The sequence below is a fragment of the Flavobacterium sp. LS1P28 genome, assembly GCF_003970335.1.
Taxonomy (GTDB): domain Bacteria; phylum Bacteroidota; class Bacteroidia; order Flavobacteriales; family Flavobacteriaceae; genus Flavobacterium.
Genome location: NZ_RYDI01000001.1, coordinates 383,196 through 407,743, shown reverse-complemented (window position 1 = coordinate 407,743; position 24,548 = coordinate 383,196). Strand labels below are relative to the sequence as shown.

Below are 24,548 nucleotides of genomic sequence, written 5' to 3'. Positions count from 1 at the left end.
TTTTTGAACTAAACGATTTCAATATCTCAAAAAAAGTTAAAAGTTAAGTTGCACTAAAAAAAGTATAAAATTAGGATTGCAATTGTTCTATAGTTTATCAATAAAATTTGTACATCACCACTATACAGTACTAACAAAACCTTGAAAAAAGAATTATGATTGGATTATATATAAATTGGGATGTAGACTCAGAGATCATCAATATAGGCGGATTCCCTGTAAAATATTACGGCCTATTATTCGCTGCGGGTTTACTGTTGTCTATGGCAATACTTAAGAAAATTTATAAGAAAGAAAATTTAAGTGATAGCGCACACGAAGCGTTATTCCTGTATGGCATCATTGGAATTTTTGTTGGAGCGCGATTGGGGCATTGCTTCTTCTATGACTTTGATTATTATTCTAAAAATATAATCGAAATTATTTTACCCATAAAAAAAACGATCACTGGAGCCTATAAATTTGTAGGTTTCTCGGGATTAGCAAGTCACGGAGGAACCGTAGGCTTAATTATTTCTCTTTATTTATATTCAAAAAAATATAAAATCAAGTACCTCAAAGTCCTAGATTTAATTGCAATTGTGGCTCCGCTTGGAGCAGCGTTTATAAGGCTTGCCAACTTAATGAACTCGGAAATGATTGGCAATCCCACAACAATGCCATGGGCATTTATTTTTAAACGTGTTGACACTATACCAAGGCATCCCGCTCAATTGTATGAGGCTATTGCTTACTTTATTATTTTTCTAGTACTCGTTATTATCTACAAAACTAAAAACATAACGATAGGAAATGGTTTTTACTTTGGTCTAGCAATTACGCTAATTTTCACCATGCGAATCTTAATAGAGTTTGTAAAAATCGATCAAGTAGCATTTGAAGAAGGCATGAAGTTGAATATGGGACAAATATTAAGTATTCCTTTTATACTAATTGGACTGTATTTTACAATGAGAAAAGGGCAAAAAAAGGGAATGATCTAAAAAAACCGCAATAAAATCATGGTATACAGCAAAATAAAAAATATGAACAAACACCTTTCACCGCTTATTGAAGCTGCTGAGTTATTGGAATTATACAAAACCGATCCACTAGTTCTTGTTGATGCCAGCAACGGAAAAGAGGCTAAAGTAGTATACAAAGCAAAACATTTAGACCAAGCATTGTTTGTCGATTTAAATACTGATTTGGCTGATATTAAAGAAGATTTCGCGAATGGAGGAAGACGTCCTTTACCAGAAATTGAAAAATTTGCAGAGACTTTGACAAAACTCGGAATAACAAATAGCAGTCATGTTGTTATTTATGATGATAAAAACGGAGCCAATGCTGCAGCTCGATTTTGGTGGATGTTGCGAGCAATTGGCCATGAAAAAGTTCAAGTTTTAAATGGAGGATTACAACAGGCCGAAAATATAGGTTTTCCAACAAATAATAAAACTGAAACACCAAAAATTGTTGCAAACTACACATTCGACAATTGGAAACTACCCACTGCAACGATTACCGAAGTAGAAAACAATTCTCAAAACAAAAATTATTTGGTTATTGATGTTCGAGAAAACAGTCGGTATCGTGGGGTAAGTGAGCCAATAGATTTAGTGGCAGGTCATATTCCTGGGGCAATCAATATTCCTTTTACTTCCAACTTAAATGAAAACGGGCGGTTTTTACCACCAGCAGAATTACGACAAAAATATCAAGAGATTTTTGGAGCAACAAAAATGGGGAACATCATTTTTCATTGTGGCTCTGGCGTTACCGCATGCCAAACTCTTTTAGCCATCGATTATGCTGCGCTAGAAATTCCAAAACTGTACGTTGGCTCTTGGAGTGAATGGTCCAGAAACGAAAAAACGATTGCCACAAAACTATAAATCGAAATCACGCCATTAAGATACATCACCAAAAGGATTACTCTGTGTTATTTTCACGATCTTGGTTTAGCAAGACCCCTATCATAAAGTACAATACTGCCTGCGACAGATACGTTTAAACTTTTCTCAGATTTGAATTTGACCAAATGATGGCATTTTTCAATCGCTTTTTTAGAAAGTCCATTATCCTCGGCACCTAACAGATAAACGCAACGTCGTGGATGTTCAAACGTCTCGAGATCAACAGCGTTTTCATCGAGTTCCACACCTACTAAGCGAGCGCCTTTAGGTAAGTTGTTATAGAAATCCTCAAAATTTTCATAATGAAAATAAGGGATTGACTTTACAGCATTATGCGTATCGCAAGCTTGCTTAGCGTATCGATTTCCAATAGTAAAAATATAACTTGCACCAAGATTTTGTGCGGTGCGCCATAAAACCCCTAAGTTCTCTGGTGTTTTTCCGTTTTGAATGCCAATGCCAAAATATTCTGTTATAAAATTATCGTTCATGGTGTAAAAATACAAAGTGTTAGTCGGTTTGTCAAGTTTTGATTTTCAAAGTGGTTACATATAAAATTGCAACAGTATTTTTTAATCCTAATTTGTCATTCTGACGAAGGAAGAATACTCACAAATTGGAAACCAAACAGCGATTCTTCGTTCCTCAGAATGACAAAACAAGAGCAAAATATTCTTTTAGCCACTATTCCCTAGCCCCGATAGAAATGGAAATCCTTATTGTTTTTGTTTCAAAAAACAATAAGATTGTAATGGATAGCGGGAAAGAGCTCCAAAAAACAAAAACAGTGATGGAATGCTTCATTTCTCAACGTGACAATTACAAACAAATCATTTATATTTGCAGCTCGGTTACAAGACACTATTTAATATCAATTATATAATTAAAATGAGACATACAAAAGTTAAAGACTTACTAAACAGTGCCACGACGCTTCATGAAGTAAATGCAAAAGGATGGGTGAGAACTTTTAGAAACAATCAATTTATTGCCTTAAACGATGGTTCGACTATTGATAATATACAATGTGTTGTCGATTTTGAGAATACGCCAGACGAAACCTTGAAGAGAATTACAACTGGAGCAGCGATATCCGTTACCGGAACGTTAGTAGAAAGTAAAGGTGCCGGACAAAAATTTGAAATTCAGGTAGCTCAACTGGAAATCCTTGGAGACTCAGATGCAGAGAAATTCCCAATACAACCTAAGAATAAACCGAGTTTAGATTTCTTGCGTGAAAATGCGCATTTAAGAGTTCGTACTAATATGTTTGGAGCGATTATGAGAGTACGCTCGGTATTATCGTATGCGGTTCACAGTTATTTTCAGGAAAAAGGTTTTGTATATGTGAACACGCCAATTATCACGGGATCAGATGCAGAAGGTGCGGGAGAAATGTTTAAAGTTACGGCTTTACCATTTGACGGAACGCCAAGAACTGAAGACGGAAAAGTAAATTACAAAGAAGATTTCTTCGGGAAAGAAACGAACCTAACGGTTTCGGGACAACTGGAAGGAGAAACTTTTGCAATGGCTTTGGGACAGATTTATACTTTTGGACCTACCTTTAGAGCCGAAAACTCGAATACTTCGCGTCACCTTGCTGAATTTTGGATGATTGAGCCAGAGGTAGCGTTCAATGATTTGAACGACAATATGGATTTGGCCGAAGATTTTATTCAGCATGTAATCAAATACACTTTGGAAAAATGTCCTGAGGATTTGAAATTCCTGGAAGGAAGATTATTGGATGAAGAGAAATCGAAACCAGTTGCGGAAAGAAGCGAAATGGCTTTGCTGGACAAACTAAACTTTGTTTTGGAAAACAATTTCAAACGTGTTTCGTACACCGAAGCCATTGATATTTTAAGGGATTGTACGCCTAATAAAAAGAAAAAATTTAACTATATCATCAACGAATGGGGAGCTGATTTACAATCAGAACACGAGCGTTATTTGGTGGAAAAACACTTTAAATGTCCGGTAATCTTGTTTGATTACCCGGCAAATATCAAAGCATTTTACATGCGTTTGAACGAAGACGGAAAAACAGTTCGTGCGATGGATATTCTTTTCCCAGGGATTGGAGAAATCGTGGGCGGTTCTCAAAGAGAAGAGCGTTTTGATGTTTTGGTTGAAAAAATGAAAGCCTTAGGAATTGATGAAGAAGAATTATGGTGGTATCTTGATACCCGAAGATTTGGTTCAGCGGTTCACTCTGGTTTTGGACTTGGATTCGAAAGATTGGTATTGTTTGTAACAGGAATGACAAACATTCGTGACGTAATTCCTTTTCCAAGAACGCCAATGAATGCGGAGTTTTAAAAAAGTTTATTCGGTTAGTCGGTTATTCGGTTAATCGATTCAACAAATAAACGGTTAACCGATTAAACAATAAAAATGCTGAAGCAATTCTTAAATTTAAAATTATCACAGAAATTATCTCCTCAACAAATTCAGTTGATGAAGTTAATTCAATTGCCTACGCAAGCTTTCGAACAGCGTTTACTGGAAGAAATGAACGAGAATCCAGCTTTGGAAACTGGAAAAGAAGAAGATGAGTATGAAAAGGATGAATTCGAAAACGAAGATTATGACGATTATGATGATGCGGAATCAGAGCGAATTGACGCCGAAGACATCAACATTGACGAATATTTAAGCAATGACGAAACTCCGGATTATAAAACGCAGGCTAACAATTATAGTGATGATGACGATGATCGCGAAACGCCTTTTGCCGCGCCAGTGAGTTTTCATCAGGATTTAATCAATCAGTTGAATACCTTCATCCTGAATGATGAAGAGCGTGATATTGCCGAATTCCTTGTAGGAAGTATTGATGACATGGGATATATTCGTCGCAGTGTTGCTGATATGGTAGACGACATGGCATTCACGCAAGGCATTTATACCGATGAGAAAATGGTCGAAAAAATGCTGCAGGTAATTCATGAACTGGAACCATCTGGTGTAGGCGCACAAGATTTACAGGAATGTTTGTTGTTACAATTGAAACATAAAACACCGACAGAATCCGTAGAACTGGCCACTGACATTATCGAAAATCAGTTTGATGCTTTCACTAAAAAACATTATGACAAGCTGTTACAAAAATACAATGTTTCAAATGAGCAGCTTAAAAAAGCAATTCACGAAATAGAAAAACTGAACCCAAAACCAGGAGGATCCTTTACCGGAAACAATAAAATAACAGAAAACGTAGTTCCTGATTTTGCCATTAGAATTGTAGACGGTGAACTGGAACTGACTCTAAACGGTCGAAATGCTCCTTCTCTGCACGTTTCTAAAGAGTATCAGGAAATGATGCAAACGTATAAGGATTCCCGAGACAAATCGGCACAGCAAAAAGATGCAGTGCAGTTTATAAAGCAAAAGTTGGATTCAGCTAAATGGTTTATCGATGCGATACGCCAACGTCAGGAAACCCTTTTTGTAACCATGAATGCAATTACGCATTATCAGGAAGAGTTTTTTCTGGATGGTGATGAAACCAAGTTAAAACCAATGATCTTAAAAGATATTGCCGACATGGTAGGCCTTGACATTTCGACGATTTCACGTGTAGCAAACAGCAAATATGTAGAAACGCCTTATGGTACGAAACTGATCAAGGAATTCTTCTCGGAATCCATGAAAAACGATCAAGGCGAGGATGTTTCGACATTGGAAATTAAGAAAATCCTTCAAAATACAATTGAGGAAGAAGACAAGAAAAAACCGCTTCCAGATGATCAACTAGCCGAAATCCTAAAAGAAAAAGGATATCCAATTGCGAGAAGAACCATTGCTAAATACAGAGAACAACTCGATATTCCTGTGGCGAGAATGAGAAAGAAAATATAGGCGCTGCGTTAAATAGGGACCAATTTGAGCACTCAAAATTCGTACAACAAAAAATTAATTTACAAACCATATTAGGTTTAAATACTAATCGCTTCTTTCCTAATAAAGTATCGATAGTTTATACTACAATTCACACGTATTCTTTATGCTTTTTTGATTATTTGAATTCAGGATTAATCTGCAATCAAAAGTAAACCCATAATTACAGCAAGAAGTACGTTAATACACTAATCTGTTTTAATCCTTAAATCCGAAGCATCCGCACGCTAAAAAAGAAAAGTGCACAACAAATGCAACACTTCCGTAATTTCTTGCGTCGAATTGTAACTATGAATGCAAAAACGCAGGCGTTCCTGCCCTTTGGGAACTGTTGGCGAAAGTATAGCTTTCACATCAAATCCTTTTTCCTGTAGTTGACTGGCGATGGTTTTTACTTTTTCATTTCCGGGAATAATGGCCGATTGTATTGCCGATTTGCTTCGGACGAAAAGTGGTTTTAAACTCAATAGATTTTTCTGCTGATTGAAAAAGACAATGTTTTCTTTTAATTTTAAAATTGAAGCCGAATCTTTTTCTAAATGCTGGTACGCAACCAAAATCGCAGCAACAGAATGTGGCGAAAGCCCTGTGGTATAAATAAAACTGCGGGAGAAATTTACTAAATAATCCCTCAATTCAACCGAGCCTAAAATCGCGGCTCCATGGCATCCCAGTCCTTTCCCGAAAGTCATAATTTGAGCAAAGACATGTTCTTGTAGACCCTGCATTTGAACCAATCCCTCGCCTGTTTCACCAAAAACGCCCAAAGCATGCGCCTCATCCACAACAAGATAACAATTGTATTTAGTTGAAACCAAAACCAATTCTTCCAAATTGGGACAATCACCATCCATAGAAAAAACAGATTCAGTAACGATATAAATAATAGTGTTTGGATTCCGTAAAATCAATTTTTCTAAATCCTCAAAATCATTATGATTGAATTTATAGGCTTTGGCTTTCGACAGTTGGATTCCGTCCCGAATAGAAGCATGACACAATTCATCGTATAAAATCAAATCGCCTTTTTGTGGAACGGCACTAAAAAAACCAATATTGGCATTGTAACCCGAATTAAAAATCAAGGCTGTTTCTGATTGGTGGAAACTGGCAATACAGTTTTCTGTTTCTTGATACAGCTTATGGTTCCCGGATAATAATCGGGAACCGGTCGCCCCGTTTTGAATGATAGTATTCGTAATTAAATACTCGTGCGTCTGATTAAATATAATTTCTGATTGTGAAAATCCCAAGTAATCATTGGAAGAAAAATCAATTCTTTTACTTGATAAAGGCAATTTTCGCAACGCATTATTTTGCTTTCGAATTTCAAGTTTAGCGGATAGATTTTCTGGGAAATGTTTCATAGTCCACAAAAATAAGCATCTTTTTTGGTTTATGGATTTTGCGCCATTTTTGTTTACTAATTTCTTCCAATTAATGAATTTTGAAATAGAAATTCTAATACAGAATCTTGTTTCATTATTCAAAAAAAAATAATTCTATAAAAATTAACAATTAAAAAACAACTATTAAAAAAAAATCTACAAATTTTTCCGAAAACGGTTTCGTTTTATATTTTTATAAAATTGTGTTAAAAAAAACTTAAAATTAATATTGAAGATAATAACCTATGAAATAGTTTTCTACTTTCGGCAAATATGAAACGAATTGCATCACTTTTTTTAATAGTAACGTTGTTTTACAACGTGATGGGATACTATCTAATGTTTGCTTATCAAGAAGAGCAAGCGTGGGTATCTACTATGGAAAAAAGACATGATACAGAGTTTGAAGTAATCCAATTGAATGCAACTTTATATTCTTTTATTGAAGACACTGATTTTGAGTACGTCAATGAAGATGTGGTTATCAACAATAAAAGGTATCATATTTTCAAGAAAAGAATTCAAAATAACATACTAAGTTTGTATTACCTGCGCAATGCACATCAAGATGCAATAAACCAGGATTTAAAAGATATTGTTGACAATCAATTATTTAATGGATCTTCCTCTAAAGAGTCTCCGGTTAAAAAACTCATGAAGTCTTTTCTTCAAGATTATATTTCAAATAATACTGTTTGCGTAGCTTTTTATCCAAAAACAGCGATGCTTTCTGCTGAACCTATCATTACGCCAAACCAGGCGTTAGATTCCGGGTACACTTCCATTTCGTATTCACCACCTGATTTCGTTTAAATCTTCATTCATTTTAGTAGAATCATTCGCTTTTATCCGGTTTTTATAAGTCAAGATAATTCATGATTGCTTTAGCTACATCTGTACATTTATTACACCCTTTCGATAGAAATTGTGCCCGTTATAAATACAAAACAGGTTTTTGTGTTTTCTAAATTCACTTTTGTGAATAATTTGATAGGCCATTTTGCATTGCTATTCTGGTATACTTTGTATAACTAGCCTTTAGGACCATGACTAAAATGGATTTATAGAACAGTTCTCTGTTTGAAAAACGCCCTTAATCAATGCATTTAGCCTTGTAAATTCAAAGAGGTTTTTTGGCTGAAGCCAAAAACAAATCTTGTTTTACAGCGATATTACTTGACAAACAATCACTATTTTTTAACTCAGACCTTCTTAGGTAAAAAGTTGTTGTTGTTGTACTATTTTATACCATTATCCATTCTAAAAAAGGCTAAAACCATTAACCAAAAACCATTTTTTAATGAAAAAAATTTATCTGAACTGCCTGCTATTGGTTCCTCTATTTATAAATGCCCAAACCGAGATTGACGGAATTATGATGAGTAAAAATAATTTTTGTTTTGGAGCCGTTTACCAGTACAGCAGCTGGAACGAGTATTGGGAAGGAACTTTCAAAAGAGAAAATCTTAATCTGGGTACTGTTTCAACAAAATCAATTGCTCTAATGGGAAACTATGGTGTTTCTGATAAATTGAATATTATTTTCAGTCTTCCTTACGTGGATACACATGCAAGTGCTGGAACAATGGAAGGCCAAAAAGGATTACAAGATATTTCACTAACAGTAAAATACATGCCATTTGAAAAAACAATTGGTAAAGCTACCTACTCGTTATATGCTTTGGGAGGACTTTCGGCTCCAGTTTCTGATTATTCAGCTGATTATTTACCCTTGAGTCTTGGCCTAAAAAGCAAGACAGCATCTTTACGCATCATGGGTGATTATCAAAGAGGTCATTTTTTTACCACTATTTCGGGAGCGTATGTAAAAAGGGCCAATATAATTATTGATAGAAATTCCTATTACACAACCGAAATACATTACACCAATGAAGTAGACATGCCAGATGCTATTTCGGTTAACTTGAGAATTGGCTATCGTTCCACTAGATTAATAGCCGAAGCGATTCTGGACAATTGGGCATCACTATCCGGAGGATTTGACATCACTACCAACAACATGCCTTTCCCGAGCAATACTATGAATGCCTTAAAAATTGGCGTGAATACTAAATACACACTCCAGAAAATTCCGGGATTATCTCTTATTGGGGGGTGCAATTTTGTTACGGAAGGTAGAAATATTGGGCAATCAAACACCTTCTATGGTGGTTTATTTTACATCCTTAATTTAAAAAAAACAGCACAAGAAAATGAAAAATAAAACACAAAAAATAGCCTATTACAGTCTTTTGGTTCTGTTTCTTACATTGAACCAATCTTGCAGTGATGAGCTAACAGAACGCAACGAGCAATTCCCTCAATTAAATCCTATCAATACAGACGAATTAGCAGGGACCTGGAAAACATTCTTACTGACTACTCCGGATGAGTTCTCTTTGGATGCACCAATAGCAACTACTGCAGCGGCTTTTACAAGAGAAATAAATGAGATAAAAAGCTATCAGGCAAACATCACGGAAGACCAAAGAAACATCATAAAATACTGGAGTGCCGGAGGAGTTTTGCGTTGGAATGAAATCATGCGAACATTAGTGGCAAGACACAATCGACCGCCGTATCAAAATGAAGACGGAACCTACCCTGCACCATCTGGAGCAAATCCGTTTGCGAATCCGCAGTTTCCATTCTCAAATCCGCCTTATGCAGCCAGAGCGTATGCCTATGTGAGTGCGGCGCAATGCGATGCGATGATAGCAACTTGGCATTATAAAAAACTGTACAATAGAGCTGCACCTTTTACGGTTGATGCTACATTACCGGTTTTAATCCCAAAAAGCAACTTGCCTTCCTATCCCTCTGAAGATGCTGTTTTAGCAGGAGTAACGGTTGAGTTATTAAAATTATTATTCCCAACAGAAAGCGCTTACATACAAGAAAAGGCAGAGGAACAAAAATTGTATCGAATCATTAGTGGTGCCAATGTTCGCAGTGATGTGGATGCTGGAATTATTTTAGGGCGAAAAATAGCAACCAAATTTATCGCAAGAGCAGCTGCTGACGGAACAGGAGCTGCTATTGGCAATCAAGCGCTTTGGACACAACTGGAAACTCAAACGGCAGCAACCGGAGAAACTCCATGGAAATCATTAGATATACCAGCAAGACCTCCAATGCTACCATTATTTGGAAAAGTAAAATCATTTCTTATGACTCCTGAAATGGTTGTGGCCAGCCGCCCGATTCCACCACCATCTACAAAATCAGAACAATTTGCAAAAGAATTAGCTGAAGTAAAAAGCTATGGAAAAAATGCCACTAGAAAAAACATGGAAATTGTTGCTTTTTGGGCTGATGGAGTAGGAACTTATACGCCACCCGGACACTGGAATGCAATTGCATCAGAGTCATTTGTAGCACTCAATTATAGTGAGGTGCGCTGGGCACGAAATCTAGCGTTGCTAAATATTGCTATGATGGATGCGGCGATCTGCTGCTGGGACGCAAAATACACGTACTTTAACCCCCGACCTTCCCAAATAGATCCGTCTATAAAAACATTAACCGGGATTCCAAATTTCCCTGCTTATGTATCCGGCCATTCTACCTTCAGCGGTGCGGCCTATGTTGTTTTATCACATCTCATCCCTGCAAAAGCACAAGGTTTTGTAGCTATGGCAAAAGAAGCTTCGGATTCCAGAATGTTTGGATGCATTCATTATAGAAGCGATTGTGAAAAAGGACTTGAATTAGGCGAAAAAGTGGGTGGCTTTGCAGTTGCAAGAGCTCTTATTGATGGTGCCGAATAACTAAAAATAATCAAGTTGGTGATTTGTTTTAATGGTTTGTTTTAATATCTAATTTTATCAACTACCTCCTAACAGATGTTGGAAACCTGTTAGGCTTTTTTATAAAAAAAACTATTAAAAATGAGTTTTGTCTAAAACAGTTTTTAATTCAGATTTAAAATAAAAAGAAAAAAAATACCTGTAATTAATTTTTTTTTATATTTTATTGTTTTTAAACATTTAATTATTGTTTGTCAATAATTTTTATATATTTACAAGAAAAAATATGAGAAAAATTATTATTTTAAATTGGGTTTTAAAGATCTTCATAGGATTATTAATCTTAGCTATCCCAATAAACGAGTGCTTACGGTATAACATGTCTAGCGAAGAAATAACTATAATGTACAAGGAATCTATTTTCGGAAATTTAAGTCCTTATATAATGATAGTACGGATAGCTGTATTAATATTAGCGTTGTTTAATATTCAAAAAGGGCTACAAGGATTTATTAAAGAAGGCTTTTTTAATTTCAAAGGCTCAGAGAGATTTAAAAGAAGTGGCTACCTTTTGTTGCTTTTAAGCGTTTATGGGATCATAATTAGACTGTTGGGCATGAGTCAGAATCCAAAGGACCAAATACTTTCTGATATTATTATGTATTTGTTACTACTTGCAATTGGCATTGGGTTATTAGCTTTTTCTGATGTTATTAAAAAAGGAAATATTATAGAAACTGAAAATAATTTAACAATATAATCATGTCTATAATCATCAACTTAGACGTAATGCTCGCTAAACGAAAAATGCGCTCCAATGAACTGGCGGAACGGATGGGAATCACAACAGCCAATCTGTCTATCTTGAAAACCGGAAAAGCAAAAGCGATTCGGTTTTCGACTCTAGAACTGATTTGTGAAATTCTGGAATGCCAACCCGGAGATATTATGGAGTTTGTAAAGGATAAATAATCTCTTATTCTCGACTTTTTAGCCCAGATGGAAACGGCATCCTTTTACAAAGCTTCCAGACTTTTGAAGGCTGGAAGCTTTGTAAAAGATATAGTGGACAGCTGGACATAGCTCCAAAAAAAAAGCCTCACAAATTGTGAAGCTTTGATTTATAACTCAAAATTATTTTAGTCAACTAAAATAATAACTTTATTATCTTTCATTTCAATTGTTCCTGAAGTGATCGTTAGCGTATAATTTTGATCATCTAACTTCGTGAATTTACCTACTACCTCTTTTGCAAAAGCAAAAGTAGAAGCTGTAATTTTCACGACACCTTTTCCTAAAATAGAAACGATCGGTGCGTGGTTATTCAAAATTTGAAAGCTTCCATCAACTCCGGGCAATGTAACCGAAGTTACTTCTGCTGAAAACAATTTTGCTTCTGGTGATACTATTTCTAATAACATACTTTTTAGTTTACAGTCTCAGTTTACAGTCACAGTACTGAATACTGAGCCTGAACACTGAACACTAATTTATGCTTCCGCTAACATTTTTTCTCCAGCTTCGATAGCTTCTTCAATAGTACCTTTAAGGTTAAAAGCGGATTCTGGCAAGTGATCTAATTCACCGTCGATAATCATGTTAAATCCTTTGATAGTATCTTTGATATCCACTAACACTCCTTTTAATCCTGTAAATTGCTCAGCAACATGGAAAGGTTGAGATAAGAAACGTTGTACACGACGTGCTCTTGAAACGGCTAATTTATCTTCTTCCGATAATTCTTCCATACCAAGGATCGCAATGATATCTTGTAATTGTTTGTATTTTTGTAAAATTTCTTTTACTCTTTGTGCACAGTCATAATGCTCATCACCTAAAATTTGAGGCGTAAGGATTCTTGAAGTTGAATCCAATGGATCAACCGCTGGATAAATACCTAGCTCAGCAATTTTACGAGATAATACTGTTGTTGCATCAAGGTGAGCAAAAGTTGTAGCCGGAGCCGGATCCGTTAAATCATCTGCAGGAACGTAAACCGCTTGCACTGATGTAATAGAACCTTTATTTGTAGATGTAATACGCTCTTGCATCGCACCCATTTCAGTAGCCAATGTTGGTTGGTAACCCACTGCAGATGGCATACGGCCTAAAAGTGCCGAAACCTCAGAACCTGCTTGTGTAAAACGGAAGATATTATCCACGAAGAACAATACATCTTTCCCTTGATCAGTTCCTGCACCATCACGGAAATATTCCGCAATAGACAATCCAGAAAGTGCTACACGAGCACGAGCTCCTGGAGGCTCATTCATTTGTCCGAAAACGAAAGTAGCTTTAGACTCTCTCATTCCTGGCATATCCACTTTAGACAAATCCCATCCTCCATTTTCCATAGAGTGCATGAATTCATCTCCGTATTTTATAATTCCTGACTCTAGCATCTCACGAAGTAAGTCATTCCCTTCACGTGTTCTTTCCCCTACTCCTGCAAATACAGAAAGTCCACCGTGACCTTTTGCGATATTGTTAATTAACTCCTGAATCAATACTGTTTTACCAACTCCAGCACCACCAAACAATCCAATTTTACCCCCTTTTGAGTAAGGCTCAATTAAATCGATTACTTTAATACCTGTGAATAAAACTTCAGATGAAGTTGACAAATCTTCGAATTTCGGTGCTTGTCTGTGAATAGACATCCCGTTTTCTCCTGTTTTTGGCAAGTTTCCTAAACCATCAATTGCATCTCCAATCACGTTGAATAAACGACCGTAAACATCAGCACCAATTGGCATTTGGATAGGATTCCCTGTTCCAACTACTTCATAACCTCTACTCAAACCATCTGTTGAGTCCATCGAAATGGTACGTACTGTGTTTTCACCAATGTGAGATTGTACTTCAAGTACTAATAGTGTACCATCTTTTTTTGTGATTTCTAATGAATCATAAATTTTTGGAAGTTCAACATCCTTACCGTTGAAAACAACGTCAACTACTGGGCCAATGATTTGGGCAACTTTTCCTATTACTTTTGACATCACTTATGTATTTATTAAATAGCTATTTAGGTTTATGAAACAGAACCAATCGAAACATATCGATTATACCCTTTTTTCAGTGTGCAAAGATAATTTTTAAAATATAAAATCAAGATATTTTTTTATAAAAAAAGATATTTTTTTAATAGATTATTTAGAAACGACTTAGAAACTAACAAAAGACCGAGTTGTCACTAAAATAAACAACCACCACGTCATCAAACGGGTGGTTGTTATTATAGAAAATCAAATTCTAATTATTGAATAGAAGCCGGATATTGAATAGGGTAGAGCCCTAAATCAACAGGTCTTAGCGTAGCTGTATATTTAGCATTTATAGAATTTGCAAAAAGGTTTGCTATTAATGCATATCCCCTTGCGCTGGGATGCACTCCATCGAGTGAAAAAGCACCACCAGTAACATAAGCCGCCGTAATATGAAAATTCCCAAAACGAATTCCGCTTGAAGACAGTTGTGCCATAGTGGCTTTAGCATCTACAAAAGCTAATCCTTTAGCATCAGCAACTGCTTTGATGGTAACATTATAAGCATCTGTAGCAACTTTGACTTCCGCCACCTCCGCTTTAGATAAAACCCAGTTGTCAGCAAGAGGCACCGAAACGCCGTTTACGGCTGCAGCATTCCCTCCTACTAGTGTTCCAATAAAAGTTCTCGACGTAAGCACTAAAAGATCTTCTTTAGTTGCTTGTCTGAACGAAGGAACTCCAAAAGCACTCAAATTTGTCAAATAGCTATCTACAATCACCACGGCATTCGCTCCTGCAGCAAACTTAACAGTTCTTCTTGTTGCTTCAGCTGCTGTAAGTAACCCATTAGTGACCATTGCCTGCAAACCTCCATTATAAGCAGCATAACCTCCATTTAATTGTGCAGCCACAGCGGCAGTCAATGGAACTGGATTATAAGGAACTGTTGTAAAATAAGGAAGTGTAGTTACATAAGGAAGATTCGCAACCACCCCTTTTGCACCATTAGCCGTCAAGGCATTCACCAGCCCGGTATACACATTTGCAAAAACAGTTGGATCTGTAATATCATTAGAACCATAAGTAGCAGGGTTAAAATTTCCGGTTCTGTCCACTCCTATACCTCCAGAGGTAGCGTACGTCAAGACATCATTCCCGCCAATCCACAAGGAGAAGAACGTTGGTGCTTGAGTCAGGGCATCTGCTAAAACAGTCGTTCCTGAAGCTGAAGCAAAACGAGCAAAATACGGGTTAGCCGCACCAGAAGCCACTCCGGCTACGTTTCCATAGCCCGGGGCTACTAAATGAAAACTTTTAGCCCCTGGAATTCCTAGGTTGTTAATAGGCCCAGCTACTTTATTTGTAACTACTGTGGTAGGAGTACCGCTTACCTGAACAGGTCCTGAACCATTAAAATACAACCTATTTGTTGCAATTACATTCCCTCCCAACAATAAGCCACCAATATTATCATTGGTGTATGGCGTTTTAAATTCACCACCACCTGCTAAAGCGAACTGTTGCGACAGGATGTTTACGTACGAATTTTCTTGTCCTTTTTTGAAAAGAGCGCCATCACTATATCCTGCGGCAAATGAATCTCCTAAAGCAACGTATTTTGAAAAACTTGCTGTTCCGGAAGTTATAGGAACCTCAACTGGCCCAGCATTGTCATCCTCGTTATTACATGCTGCGAAGGTTAGCGAAATCAACAACAGCCATTTGAAATTTTTTATCATAATATATTTTTTAAAATTATTGACTTTTCTGAACTACGGATTAATTGTCCAAGAAGCAAACCATTGCTGTCCGATGGCACCCGCTCCAATTACCTGAATATAATCCCTTCCTCCAATATTAGTAGCTCCCACTTTAAGCACTGATTTTAAGGCCGGAAAACCATAATTAATCTGAGCGTCTAAGACCGTGTTTTCAGGAACAATTCCATCAGCAAAAGAGGACTGCCATAAATATTCCGTATTGTATCTCGCATTGATATTAAAACCAAAATTTTTGAATAATTTATCATTTCCTACAGACGCTTTAACCCTATGTTTTGGCGTATTGAAACCAGCTACAAAACCTGGATCTTCTGCTTGATCAAAACTAAATTCAGCAAAATTATAATTTACACCAACCTCAAAATCTTTATACACTTTCTTAGACAAGCCTACACCAAAACCTTGAGACGTGATTTTTGCAGTAGTATTCGTATACACTTGGTACACTCTTCTATCTCCATTACTTAATGCAGAAAGCGTCGCTAAAGTTGCTGGATTTCCAAAATCAAATGTCGTGTTAACGTCCCCATAATAAGGACTAATTACTCTTGAAACATTCATGAAATCATTATACACATTGTAATATCCATTAATATCAATTGATAAGTCATTATTTACAACCGTACGATATCCTAGCTCAAGTGCCTGAACTTCTTCTGGCTTTACCAGCCCTATATTAGCCACTTGCAACAAAGCTGCTGCAGCCGGAACATTAGCTGGATTAGCCGCTATTGCCGCACTAAAAGCCCGAACTGAAGCTAGCGTAAACGAATTGTTATACGCATTTTGTCCTGTTAATGTTAACGTAGCAGGAACGCCCATTGCTTGTCCCGCCGCACTAACTCCTCTAACCTCTGTAAAACGATCTAAGTTTTCAGGAGCTGAACCAATTAAAGCAAATGGCCCTAAGTCAAGACCAATATACTGGTCTTGAGTTGTTGGATTTCTAAAACCAGTTTGATAAGAAACCCTGAAATTATGTCTTTTTGACTCTCCCGCAGAATACACTAAAGAGACACGAGGGGATATATTTCCATTAAAATTTTGACTTTTATCGTACCGTGCAGACCCAGTAAATTTCAATCGGTCATCTAAGAATTTTTTAGTTAATTGCGTATAAGCACCATACTCATTATAACGTAAAGGACCATCAAAATCAGTAAAGATTGTTCCCTGAGAATTCATTTCATATTGTCTGAATGACCCTCCTAATTGGATCTCTGCAAATTTTATTAGATCTTTAAAATTATAATTTACATCTGAATGGTAAATTTTTGATTGATCAATAAATTTAGCTCCTTTGGTTAGATCCGGTTCCGCGATTGCAGCCGCCAAAGCACGATTGAATTGTACCGAACCCGGTTCAAATCGCGCACTCCCTGTTGGAGTTGGCAAAAAAGGAAGTCCAGCCGGTTTAATATTGTAATCGGCATAGTTCCTTGCATTCGCAGCAGATAACTGTGCATTAGTTCCCAAAACTGCACCTGAAAGTTGATATGCTGTAGCATAGTTCGTAAACCATTCTGTATCTGATTTTGCCGCTCTATTAACATTCCAAGCAGCAAAACGCATGTCATAGGAATTCCCTGCATCTTCATCCGTTATGTACCCTCTTACAAAGAAATTTTTTCCTTTTACTTCTATTTTAGTTTGTTGCATAAAGAAATCATTGAGTGCATATCTATTCGCTCCTTGATAAATAGTGCTCCCCAAACCTATTTTGTGCTGTAATATAATTTCGGTTTCCCCTTCCCATGGTTTAAAATGTAAAGAAAAATCTGCCTTTACACTTCTTACTTTATTGTCATTCAGGTCTTGTTCCCGGTATCCCGTTCTGCTTACCTGACCAACATTAGTGATGAAAGTAGTTACCTCATCACCGTATAAATTTAATCCGTCATAATTTTGATTATTAGCATGACCTATTGATCCGCCAGTAACGCTTCTTTGATCAGCAGCAATCCATTCTGTAGCTCTCATAAAATTAAAATTCCCTTTGGCGGCAAAATGCTTGCTGAACGCTTTGGCAGCTCTAAGTCCAAAATCAAAATAATCATTAGTTCCTGCTACTTTCTGGGTTGTTTGTCCATATTTTACGTAGGTACTGATCCCTTGATTTGTGAACGGATTTTTACTGTTCATAAATAAAATACCATTGAAAGCATTTGCACCATACAATGCAGAGGAAGCTCCCGGCAGTAATTCTACATTAGCAACATCAATATCAGAAAGCCCTATTAAATTCCCCAAAACAAAGTTTAAGGCCGGAGATGAATTATCCATTCCGTCTACCAGTTGCATGAAACGCGTATTAGCGACAGTTGAAAACCCCCTTGTATTAATCGATTTAAAGGAAATACTACTGGTATTAAAATGCACCTCTTTCAGGTTTTCTAAACCATCATAAAAGGTTGGCGCCGTGGTGTTTTTTATCTGCTGAATTCCCATTCTTTCAATAGTAACCGGAGACTCGATCACTCGTTCTGGTGTTCTTGAAGCAGAAACAACGATCTCATCTAGCTTGTTCTCTTCATCTAAAAGCTTTATGAGTAGTTTTTGACTACTAGAAACAACACTAATTTGTTGAGAAACAAACCCCACACTGGTCACCTCAATTGAATAAGGTGGTTTTTTAGAGGATTGCAATACAAAAGAACCGTCTAGATCCGTAATTGTACCAGAAGCATCTCCAACTATCTTGATGTTGGCTCCAGGAATTGGTTGGTTGTTACTATCAGTAACAGTACCTGAAATTGAGTTTTGAGCAAAGGTTAGACTGCAAAAAAACAATGACAAAAAAAGTAAATACACTCTCATTGGGTTCTATTTTGTTGGTTTAGGAAGCCAAAGTACAAATATTTTTGATATTAATAAAAAATCACCTGTAAAATTTCATATTTATCAGTAATTTTGCCTCATTTGCAGTTATTCTACATTTATATTTTATTTCAAAATGTTAAAATTTAGATTAAAAAATCAAAATTTCACTATGCATGCATATAAAAAATACATTTATCACAAAATTATTATTGATTTTTGGATATATGATAAAAGTGTCAAAAGAGCAAAACATTTATGATTCGTTTGTATTTCGGAAAAAAATTAAAGACAAAAGAAGTACTAATAAAAAAAGCCTCGAAAGTTTTTCTTTCGAGGCTGGCACTACTAAAAAGGATATCAGTAATATCCCTATTATATTTTATTTTATTCTACAGTAACCGACTTTGCTAAATTACGAGGTTGATCTACATTGCATTCCCGCATAACAGCAATATGGTACGACAAGAGCTGTAACGGAATTGTAGTTATCAGCGGCGATAAAGCATCTGAAGTTTCTGGTATTTCGATAACATAATCTGCTAACTCCCTAACTTGAGTATCGCCTTTAGTCACCACTGCTATAATTTTACCACTTCTGGATTTTATTTCTTGTATATTACTTACAATTTTATCGTAATGGCCTTGTTTAGGCGCAATAACGACTACTGGCATGTGTTCATCTATCAGTGCAATTGGTCCATGTTTCATTTCAGCAGCAGGATAACCTTCAGCATGAATATAGGAAATCTCTTTTAGCTTTAAGGCTCCTTCAAGCGCTACAGGAAAGTTATAGCCTCTCCCCAGATAAAGACAATTTGGAGCATCTTTAAACATCGCCGCAATTTCTTTTGCTCTCTCGTTTGTCTCTAAAGCTTCTTTTACTTTTTCAGGTATAATTTCTAATTCCTGTAAATAAGCATGAAAAACAGAATTTGACAATGTCCCTTTGGCTTTAGCCAAACGCAACGCAATCATAGTCAAAACCGTAATTTGAGTGGTAAAAGCCTTGGTCGAAGCAACACCTATCTCAGGTCCGGCATGTGTATAGGCTCCAGCATGTGTTTCTCTAGAAATAGAAGAACCTACCACATTGCATACTCCAAAAACAAATGCCCCGTTTTCTTTGGCTAACTTAATTGCTGCCATTGTATCTGCTGTTTCTCCAGATTGAGAGATGGCGATCACAACATCTTTACTGTTAATTATAGGATTTCTATAACGGAATTCTGATGCATATTCAACTTCAACTGGGATACGGGCAAATTCTTCAAATATATATTCCGCAACTAAACCGGCATGCCAAGAAGTACCGCAAGCAACGATTATAATTCTATCGGCGTTTAAAAATTTTTCTAAATTATCTTCCACACCAGACATTTGAATCAATCCCTGATTAGCATGAAGCCTTCCACGATAAGTATCTTTGATAACACTTGGCTGCTCATAAATTTCTTTCAGCATGAAATGATCATATCCTCCTTTTTCAATTTGCTCCAAATTCATTTGAAGTTCCTGAATATTCGGATTTACTAAAGAATCATCTTTAATTTTTCGGATTTTCATCGGTTTGTGCAACCTGATATTCGCCATTTCACCGTCTTCTAAATAAATAGCATTCGATGTATATTCTATGAATGGGGAAGCATCAGAAGCAATGAAAAACTCTCCTTCTCCAACACCTATAGCCAATGGACTTCCCAGACGGGCAGCCACAATTTCATTTGGATTTTTTTTGTCAAAGACAGCAATTGCATAAGCGCCCACCACTTGGTTTAAAGCGACCTGGACTGCTTTGCCTAATTTTAGATTGTCTTTTTTTTGTACTTCTTCAATTAGATTCACTAACACCTCGGTATCCGTATCTGAATGAAATACATACCCTCTTTTTATCAACTCTGCCTTTAAGGGCGAATAGTTTTCAATAATTCCGTTATGGATTATAGCTAGATCTCCCGAATTAGAAAGATGCGGATGCGAATTTACATCATTAGGAACTCCATGAGTAGCCCAACGTGTGTGTCCTATTCCAATTGTTCCGTTGGTAGTAATGCTAGAAGAAGCGCTCTCCTCCAGATCAGAAACCTTTCCTTTTGTCTTACACAGTTTCAAGTTTTCGCCATCATATAGCATGACACCGGCACTATCATACCCTCTGTACTCAAGCCTTTTTAATCCCTTTATTACAATAGGATAAGCTTCTCTATAACCGATATATCCAACGATTCCACACATAAATTTGACTTAATTTGGTTTTGTATAAAAAATTTCAAGTTTCAATCGTTTATCAACTGGGACGGTAGATTTTGAGCCATATAAAATAGTTCCCAAAGGACTCATAACAGAAGCTTTTGGCGCTCCGGTGATAAAAGAATTAGGAGTTCTCAATTTATGGGAAGGAAATACACTGATGTCTTCGGTAACAACAACACCTAATTTGACATTAGTTGAATCCTTAACATTGATAAGATTTCGTATTTGATTGGTTATTCTAATCTTGTATGTCAACCCTTTTTTGGAAGTAGCATTTACGTTAATATTCCCATCAAAAACTGTTTTTGCTTTTTTGAGATTGGCAGTATTAGACGTTAAGTCCATATAATAATCCACAATAGGCCGATTATTATTAAAATCATATAGATAGATCCTTTTTGGTTCATAACTACCTGACATAGCCTCCGCATCAATATGAAAAACAAGACTTGCTTCATTGATCAACCAGCCACTGTTCCTAATGGCTTCTAACTGACCCGGAGTGTTAAAAAGACTCAATACTGCAACGGATCCTTGGCCCCCTTTAAGGTATAATTTCTCGTCTCCTTCCGAAGTATTTCCCGTATTAGGCAAAGCATTATAGGCAAGTCCGCTACTTCCAAAATTGTTTTCTAACAAACTAACACAGTTTCCTGTCAGGTTCATCACTATGGTTTTTTTAACTCGTGTTGGGCTCCCTCCAGTAGTTGAGGCCAAATCTTCATTGTATTTTATCGTAATTTTTCCTGCTTTAAAGTCCAACATTGCTAAATTACCGGCACTTCCTGCCGCTTTCTCCATTTTAAAGTACAGGCCTCTAAAATAGTCTTTAAAAACATCATTTGTTGCTAATTTCCCCGAAGCAACAGCATCTATTATCCTTGTTTTAAAATAACCTCTATTTAGACTAATTTGCATTCCTGGAGCCGTTCTTGTTGTGGTAACAGCATTAGTTAAGGAATCCGTAACCGCGACTACATGCTCCGCAGGATCAAAGAAAAAAGCATCGTTTTGTGCTGTATCCACAGCGTCATTTAAACGACTGGATACTTTAACATTATCAAATTCTGTATTTTGGTTTGTAAAATAATTTTGAGCCTGTTGAAAACCACCTACCGGATCCGCATCTCTCATGTAGTAACCCGACTCATAGATGCTAATTTTCATTTTAGCTTTTTCAACACCATAAATTGAATCTAAGCGATACACATTTCCTGTTGTGGTAGATGAGGAGGTCAATGTGCTAAAATATGGAATTGTTAAGACTACACTTTCTATATAAGCATTTGCACCTATAGTAGATATAGGAGTGACCAATGTCAATTGTGTACCATAATTTGCTGTTACTTCGCCAAAATTAGGATTATTAAAAATCCCTAAAGGACTTACCGCAAGATTATTAGATTGTATTGGCCCCGTTTTTTGATTGTAGGCTATTACATCATACGTTTCTTTTTCCAGGTTAAAATTATTTTCACCTATTAAACCCGCTCCAATTTCATTATAATCTTTATCACAAGAATATAAAAAAGCAATACTTGCCACTACCAGAATTTTCTTAAAGAAAGAATTATTGTACATATTTAATAAAAAAGTTTAATTTAAAGAACCTCGTTTCTGTAGAAATTAGTATAAGCTTCCGCGAATGCATCTTTCGGGACGAAAGATAAAAAAGGTTTTCCTGAAGATTCTATAAATTTTGTTAAACTTGAAGACAGGTTTTCCGAGGCAATAATCACAGCGTCAGAATGTTTTATCGTGGCCTTAATAATATTTTCATAATCCGGGATTTCAAGATCAGCAATATCTTCTTTAGGTATGCCATCAAATTTTACTTTATTAATCATTCCAGCATCTAAAGTTCCTTCAAAAGACTGACTGTAAACCGATGTAACGATTTTTGTCTCTGAAAACAATGCTTCATTTTTATAATAATGTTTCATGTAAATGGGCAACATTGCCGCCATCCAGCCATGAACATGAATAATATCTGGCACCCAATTGAGTTTTTTTACGGTTTCTACCACTCCTTTTGCAAAGAAAATAGCACGCTCATCGTTATCCGGATACATCACGCCTTCTTCATCTGCAAAAGTCGCTTTGCGCTTGAAATATTCATCATTATCAATAAAATACACTTGTATTCGTTCCTTTGGTATAGATGCCACTTTAATAATCAAAGGCATATCCAAGTCATTCACTACCAAATTCATGCCCGAAAGTCTGATAACTTCGTGCAACTGATGTCTTCTCTCGTTAATATTTCCATACCTTGGCATAAAAATTCTTATCTGTCCGCCTTGATCATTAATCATTTTCGGAACGTCATAAGACATTAATGAAACCTCGTTTTCAGCGAGATAAGGCACCACTTCAGATGATACGTATAATATCCTCTTATCTTTCATATTATAATTTACTTAATTTATTGGCAATAAAAACAGTGCAAAATTACAATAATTTATGCAGTTATTAACTAAAATAGTAAGTTTGCATTTAATTTTAATAATACAGTCATGCCTATTTTCTACGGAAAAGCATCTTTAATGAACTATTTGAAACCTATAAAAGCACTTCACTCCACCATTGGATTTGTTCCAACTATGGGTGCTTTACACCAAGGTCATCTGGCATTAATGCAAAAATCATTGTTGGAAAATGAGAATACGGTAGTGAGTATTTTTGTCAATCCTACTCAATTCAACAATTCCGAAGATCTGGCAAAATACCCAAGAACATTTGATGAAGACGTAAAAAAACTTACAGCTTTGAATCCAAATATCATTTTATACGCCCCTGAGGTGGTCGATATTTATGATGGAACACCCCTTGCTGAACATTTTGATTTTGATGGACTTGAAAATCAAATGGAAGGCAAGTTCAGACCCGGACATTTTAATGGTGTCGGTACAATTGTAAAACGTCTTTTTGAGATTGTTCAACCTACAAAAGCCTATTTTGGGGAAAAAGATTTTCAGCAATTGCAAATCGTAAAAAAAATGGTAGCTAAAAACCATTTAAACATAACCATAATTGGCTGCCCCATTTTTAGAGAGCCTAACAATCTGGCCATGAGTTCCAGAAATGAGCGTTTATCAGCTCTGGAAAGAGCCGAAGCAGCTATCATCTACAAAATATTAACTTCTGTAAAAGCCCAATTTTTTACAAAAAGTACCGCAGAAATTTCAGAATGGGTTCAAAAATCATTCCGGAACAATCCTACTTTTGTATTGGAATATTTCGTTATTGCTGATGAAGCAACCCTGCTTCCGTGTACCCGAAAATATAAAAATAAAAAATACCGTGCCTTTATTGTTGTAATAGTCAACAATATTCGTTTGATTGACACCATTTCATTAAATTAATTTACTTTTGTAGCATGCAAATTCAAGTTTTAAAATCAAAAATTCACCGCGTTAAAGTAACGGGAGCCGATCTGAATTATATCGGAAGTATTACCATTGACGAAACGTTACTGGATGCTTCTAACATCATTGAGGGGGAGAAAGTGTCTATTGTAAACATCAATAATGGTGAACGTTTTGAAACCTACGCCATCAAAGGCGAAAGAAATTCAGGAACCATAACCCTCAACGGACCTGCGGCCAGAAAAGTGCAAAAAGACGACATCATCATCATCATCTCATACGCAACAATGGAATTTGAAGAAGCCAAAACCTTCAAGCCTTGGGTTGTTTTTCCCAATGAAAAAGACAATTCTTTGACCTAAAACATTCCATTCTAAAACGGCTCTTTATGGTATCGT

Annotated in this window: 20 protein-coding genes; 11 read left to right on the top strand and 9 right to left on the bottom strand. The window is 36.3% G+C overall.

Annotation, left to right across the window (positions count from 1 at the left end; genetic code table 11):
- The first annotated feature begins 155 nt into the window (after positions 1-155).
- Both lgt and EKL97_RS01735 read left to right on the top strand, forming a co-directional pair.
- On the top strand, positions 156-983 hold the full coding sequence (lgt, locus tag EKL97_RS01740; protein ID WP_126567897.1) for a prolipoprotein diacylglyceryl transferase: 828 nt from the start codon (positions 156-158) through the stop codon (positions 981-983).
- A 42-nt stretch (positions 984-1,025) separates the two neighbouring features.
- Positions 1,026-1,877 (top strand): sulfurtransferase, encoded by an 852-nt coding sequence (locus tag EKL97_RS01735; protein ID WP_126567895.1) that lies wholly within the window; start codon positions 1,026-1,028, stop codon positions 1,875-1,877.
- 53 nt (positions 1,878-1,930) lie between these two features.
- Here the strand turns inward: EKL97_RS01735 and EKL97_RS01730 are convergent, their stop codons facing one another.
- Positions 1,931-2,389 (bottom strand): RNA methyltransferase, encoded by a 459-nt coding sequence (locus EKL97_RS01730; protein ID WP_126567894.1) that lies wholly within the window; start codon positions 2,387-2,389, stop codon positions 1,931-1,933.
- Between the two features lie 397 nt (positions 2,390-2,786).
- Between EKL97_RS01730 and asnS the strand changes: the two genes are divergently transcribed.
- Together asnS and rpoN are read left to right on the top strand one after the other, a co-directional pair.
- A complete protein-coding gene (gene asnS / locus EKL97_RS01725; RefSeq protein ID WP_126567892.1) occupies positions 2,787-4,223 on the top strand; it encodes an asparagine--tRNA ligase in 1,437 nt (478 codons plus the stop codon).
- Between the two features lie 75 nt (positions 4,224-4,298).
- Positions 4,299-5,765, top strand: a complete 1,467-nt coding sequence (gene rpoN, locus EKL97_RS01720) for an RNA polymerase factor sigma-54 (RefSeq protein WP_126451949.1) — start codon at positions 4,299-4,301, stop codon at positions 5,763-5,765.
- Positions 5,766-6,031: 266 nt separating this feature from the next.
- Here rpoN and EKL97_RS01715 read toward each other — a convergent pair whose 3' ends face one another.
- On the bottom strand, positions 6,032-7,171 hold the full coding sequence (locus EKL97_RS01715) for an aminotransferase class I/II-fold pyridoxal phosphate-dependent enzyme (protein ID WP_126567890.1): 1,140 nt from the start codon (positions 7,169-7,171) through the stop codon (positions 6,032-6,034).
- A 294-nt stretch (positions 7,172-7,465) separates the two neighbouring features.
- Here EKL97_RS01715 and EKL97_RS01710 point away from each other — a divergent pair, with 294 nt between their 5' ends.
- From EKL97_RS01710 to EKL97_RS01690, 5 genes are all read left to right on the top strand, one after another.
- A complete protein-coding gene (locus EKL97_RS01710; RefSeq protein WP_126567889.1) occupies positions 7,466-8,005 on the top strand; it encodes a hypothetical protein in 540 nt (179 codons plus the stop codon).
- 487 nt (positions 8,006-8,492) lie between these two features.
- A complete protein-coding gene (locus tag EKL97_RS01705) occupies positions 8,493-9,416 on the top strand; it encodes a hypothetical protein (RefSeq protein ID WP_126567887.1) in 924 nt (307 codons plus the stop codon).
- Complete coding sequence (locus EKL97_RS01700) at positions 9,406-10,962, top strand: phosphatase PAP2 family protein (protein ID WP_126567885.1); 1,557 nt, start codon at positions 9,406-9,408, stop codon at positions 10,960-10,962. The genes EKL97_RS01705 and EKL97_RS01700 overlap by 11 nt, the downstream gene beginning before the upstream one ends.
- A gap of 358 nt (positions 10,963-11,320) precedes the next feature.
- Positions 11,321-11,701 carry a hypothetical protein gene (locus EKL97_RS01695; RefSeq protein WP_126567884.1) on the top strand — a complete coding sequence of 127 codons (381 nt, stop codon included), beginning with the start codon at positions 11,321-11,323 and terminating at the stop codon, positions 11,699-11,701.
- 2 nt (positions 11,702-11,703) lie between these two features.
- On the top strand, positions 11,704-11,913 hold the full coding sequence (locus EKL97_RS01690; protein ID WP_126567883.1) for a helix-turn-helix domain-containing protein: 210 nt from the start codon (positions 11,704-11,706) through the stop codon (positions 11,911-11,913).
- Positions 11,914-12,080: 167 nt separating this feature from the next.
- Here the strand turns inward: EKL97_RS01690 and EKL97_RS01685 are convergent, their stop codons facing one another.
- The 7 genes from EKL97_RS01685 to EKL97_RS01655 all read right to left on the bottom strand — a co-directional run bounded on the left by EKL97_RS01685 (position 12,081) and on the right by EKL97_RS01655 (position 23,190).
- The gene (locus tag EKL97_RS01685) at positions 12,081-12,362 is read right to left on the bottom strand and encodes a FoF1 ATP synthase subunit delta/epsilon (protein ID WP_126457953.1); all 282 of its coding nucleotides are present in this window, start codon (positions 12,360-12,362) and stop codon (positions 12,081-12,083) included.
- A gap of 69 nt (positions 12,363-12,431) precedes the next feature.
- Positions 12,432-13,943, bottom strand: coding sequence for a F0F1 ATP synthase subunit beta (gene atpD / locus EKL97_RS01680; RefSeq protein WP_073204939.1), 1,512 nt, complete (start codon positions 13,941-13,943; stop codon positions 12,432-12,434).
- Between the two features lie 257 nt (positions 13,944-14,200).
- Complete coding sequence (locus tag EKL97_RS01675) at positions 14,201-15,670, bottom strand: SGNH/GDSL hydrolase family protein (protein ID WP_126457950.1); 1,470 nt, start codon at positions 15,668-15,670, stop codon at positions 14,201-14,203.
- Positions 15,671-15,703: 33 nt separating this feature from the next.
- On the bottom strand, positions 15,704-18,529 hold the full coding sequence (locus EKL97_RS01670) for a TonB-dependent receptor (RefSeq protein WP_126457947.1): 2,826 nt from the start codon (positions 18,527-18,529) through the stop codon (positions 15,704-15,706).
- A gap of 387 nt (positions 18,530-18,916) precedes the next feature.
- Complete coding sequence (gene glmS / locus EKL97_RS01665; protein WP_126457944.1) at positions 18,917-20,764, bottom strand: glutamine--fructose-6-phosphate transaminase (isomerizing); 1,848 nt, start codon at positions 20,762-20,764, stop codon at positions 18,917-18,919.
- A 9-nt stretch (positions 20,765-20,773) separates the two neighbouring features.
- The gene (locus EKL97_RS01660) at positions 20,774-22,363 is read right to left on the bottom strand and encodes a DUF4270 domain-containing protein (RefSeq protein ID WP_126567881.1); all 1,590 of its coding nucleotides are present in this window, start codon (positions 22,361-22,363) and stop codon (positions 20,774-20,776) included.
- Between the two features lie 20 nt (positions 22,364-22,383).
- Positions 22,384-23,190 (bottom strand): glycogen/starch synthase, encoded by an 807-nt coding sequence (locus tag EKL97_RS01655; RefSeq protein WP_126457938.1) that lies wholly within the window; start codon positions 23,188-23,190, stop codon positions 22,384-22,386.
- A gap of 108 nt (positions 23,191-23,298) precedes the next feature.
- Here EKL97_RS01655 and panC point away from each other — a divergent pair, with 108 nt between their 5' ends.
- Both panC and panD read left to right on the top strand, forming a co-directional pair.
- A complete protein-coding gene (gene panC / locus EKL97_RS01650) occupies positions 23,299-24,147 on the top strand; it encodes a pantoate--beta-alanine ligase (RefSeq protein WP_126561311.1) in 849 nt (282 codons plus the stop codon).
- A gap of 14 nt (positions 24,148-24,161) precedes the next feature.
- On the top strand, positions 24,162-24,512 hold the full coding sequence (gene panD / locus EKL97_RS01645; protein WP_126451936.1) for an aspartate 1-decarboxylase: 351 nt from the start codon (positions 24,162-24,164) through the stop codon (positions 24,510-24,512).
- Positions 24,513-24,548 lie beyond the last annotated feature (36 nt).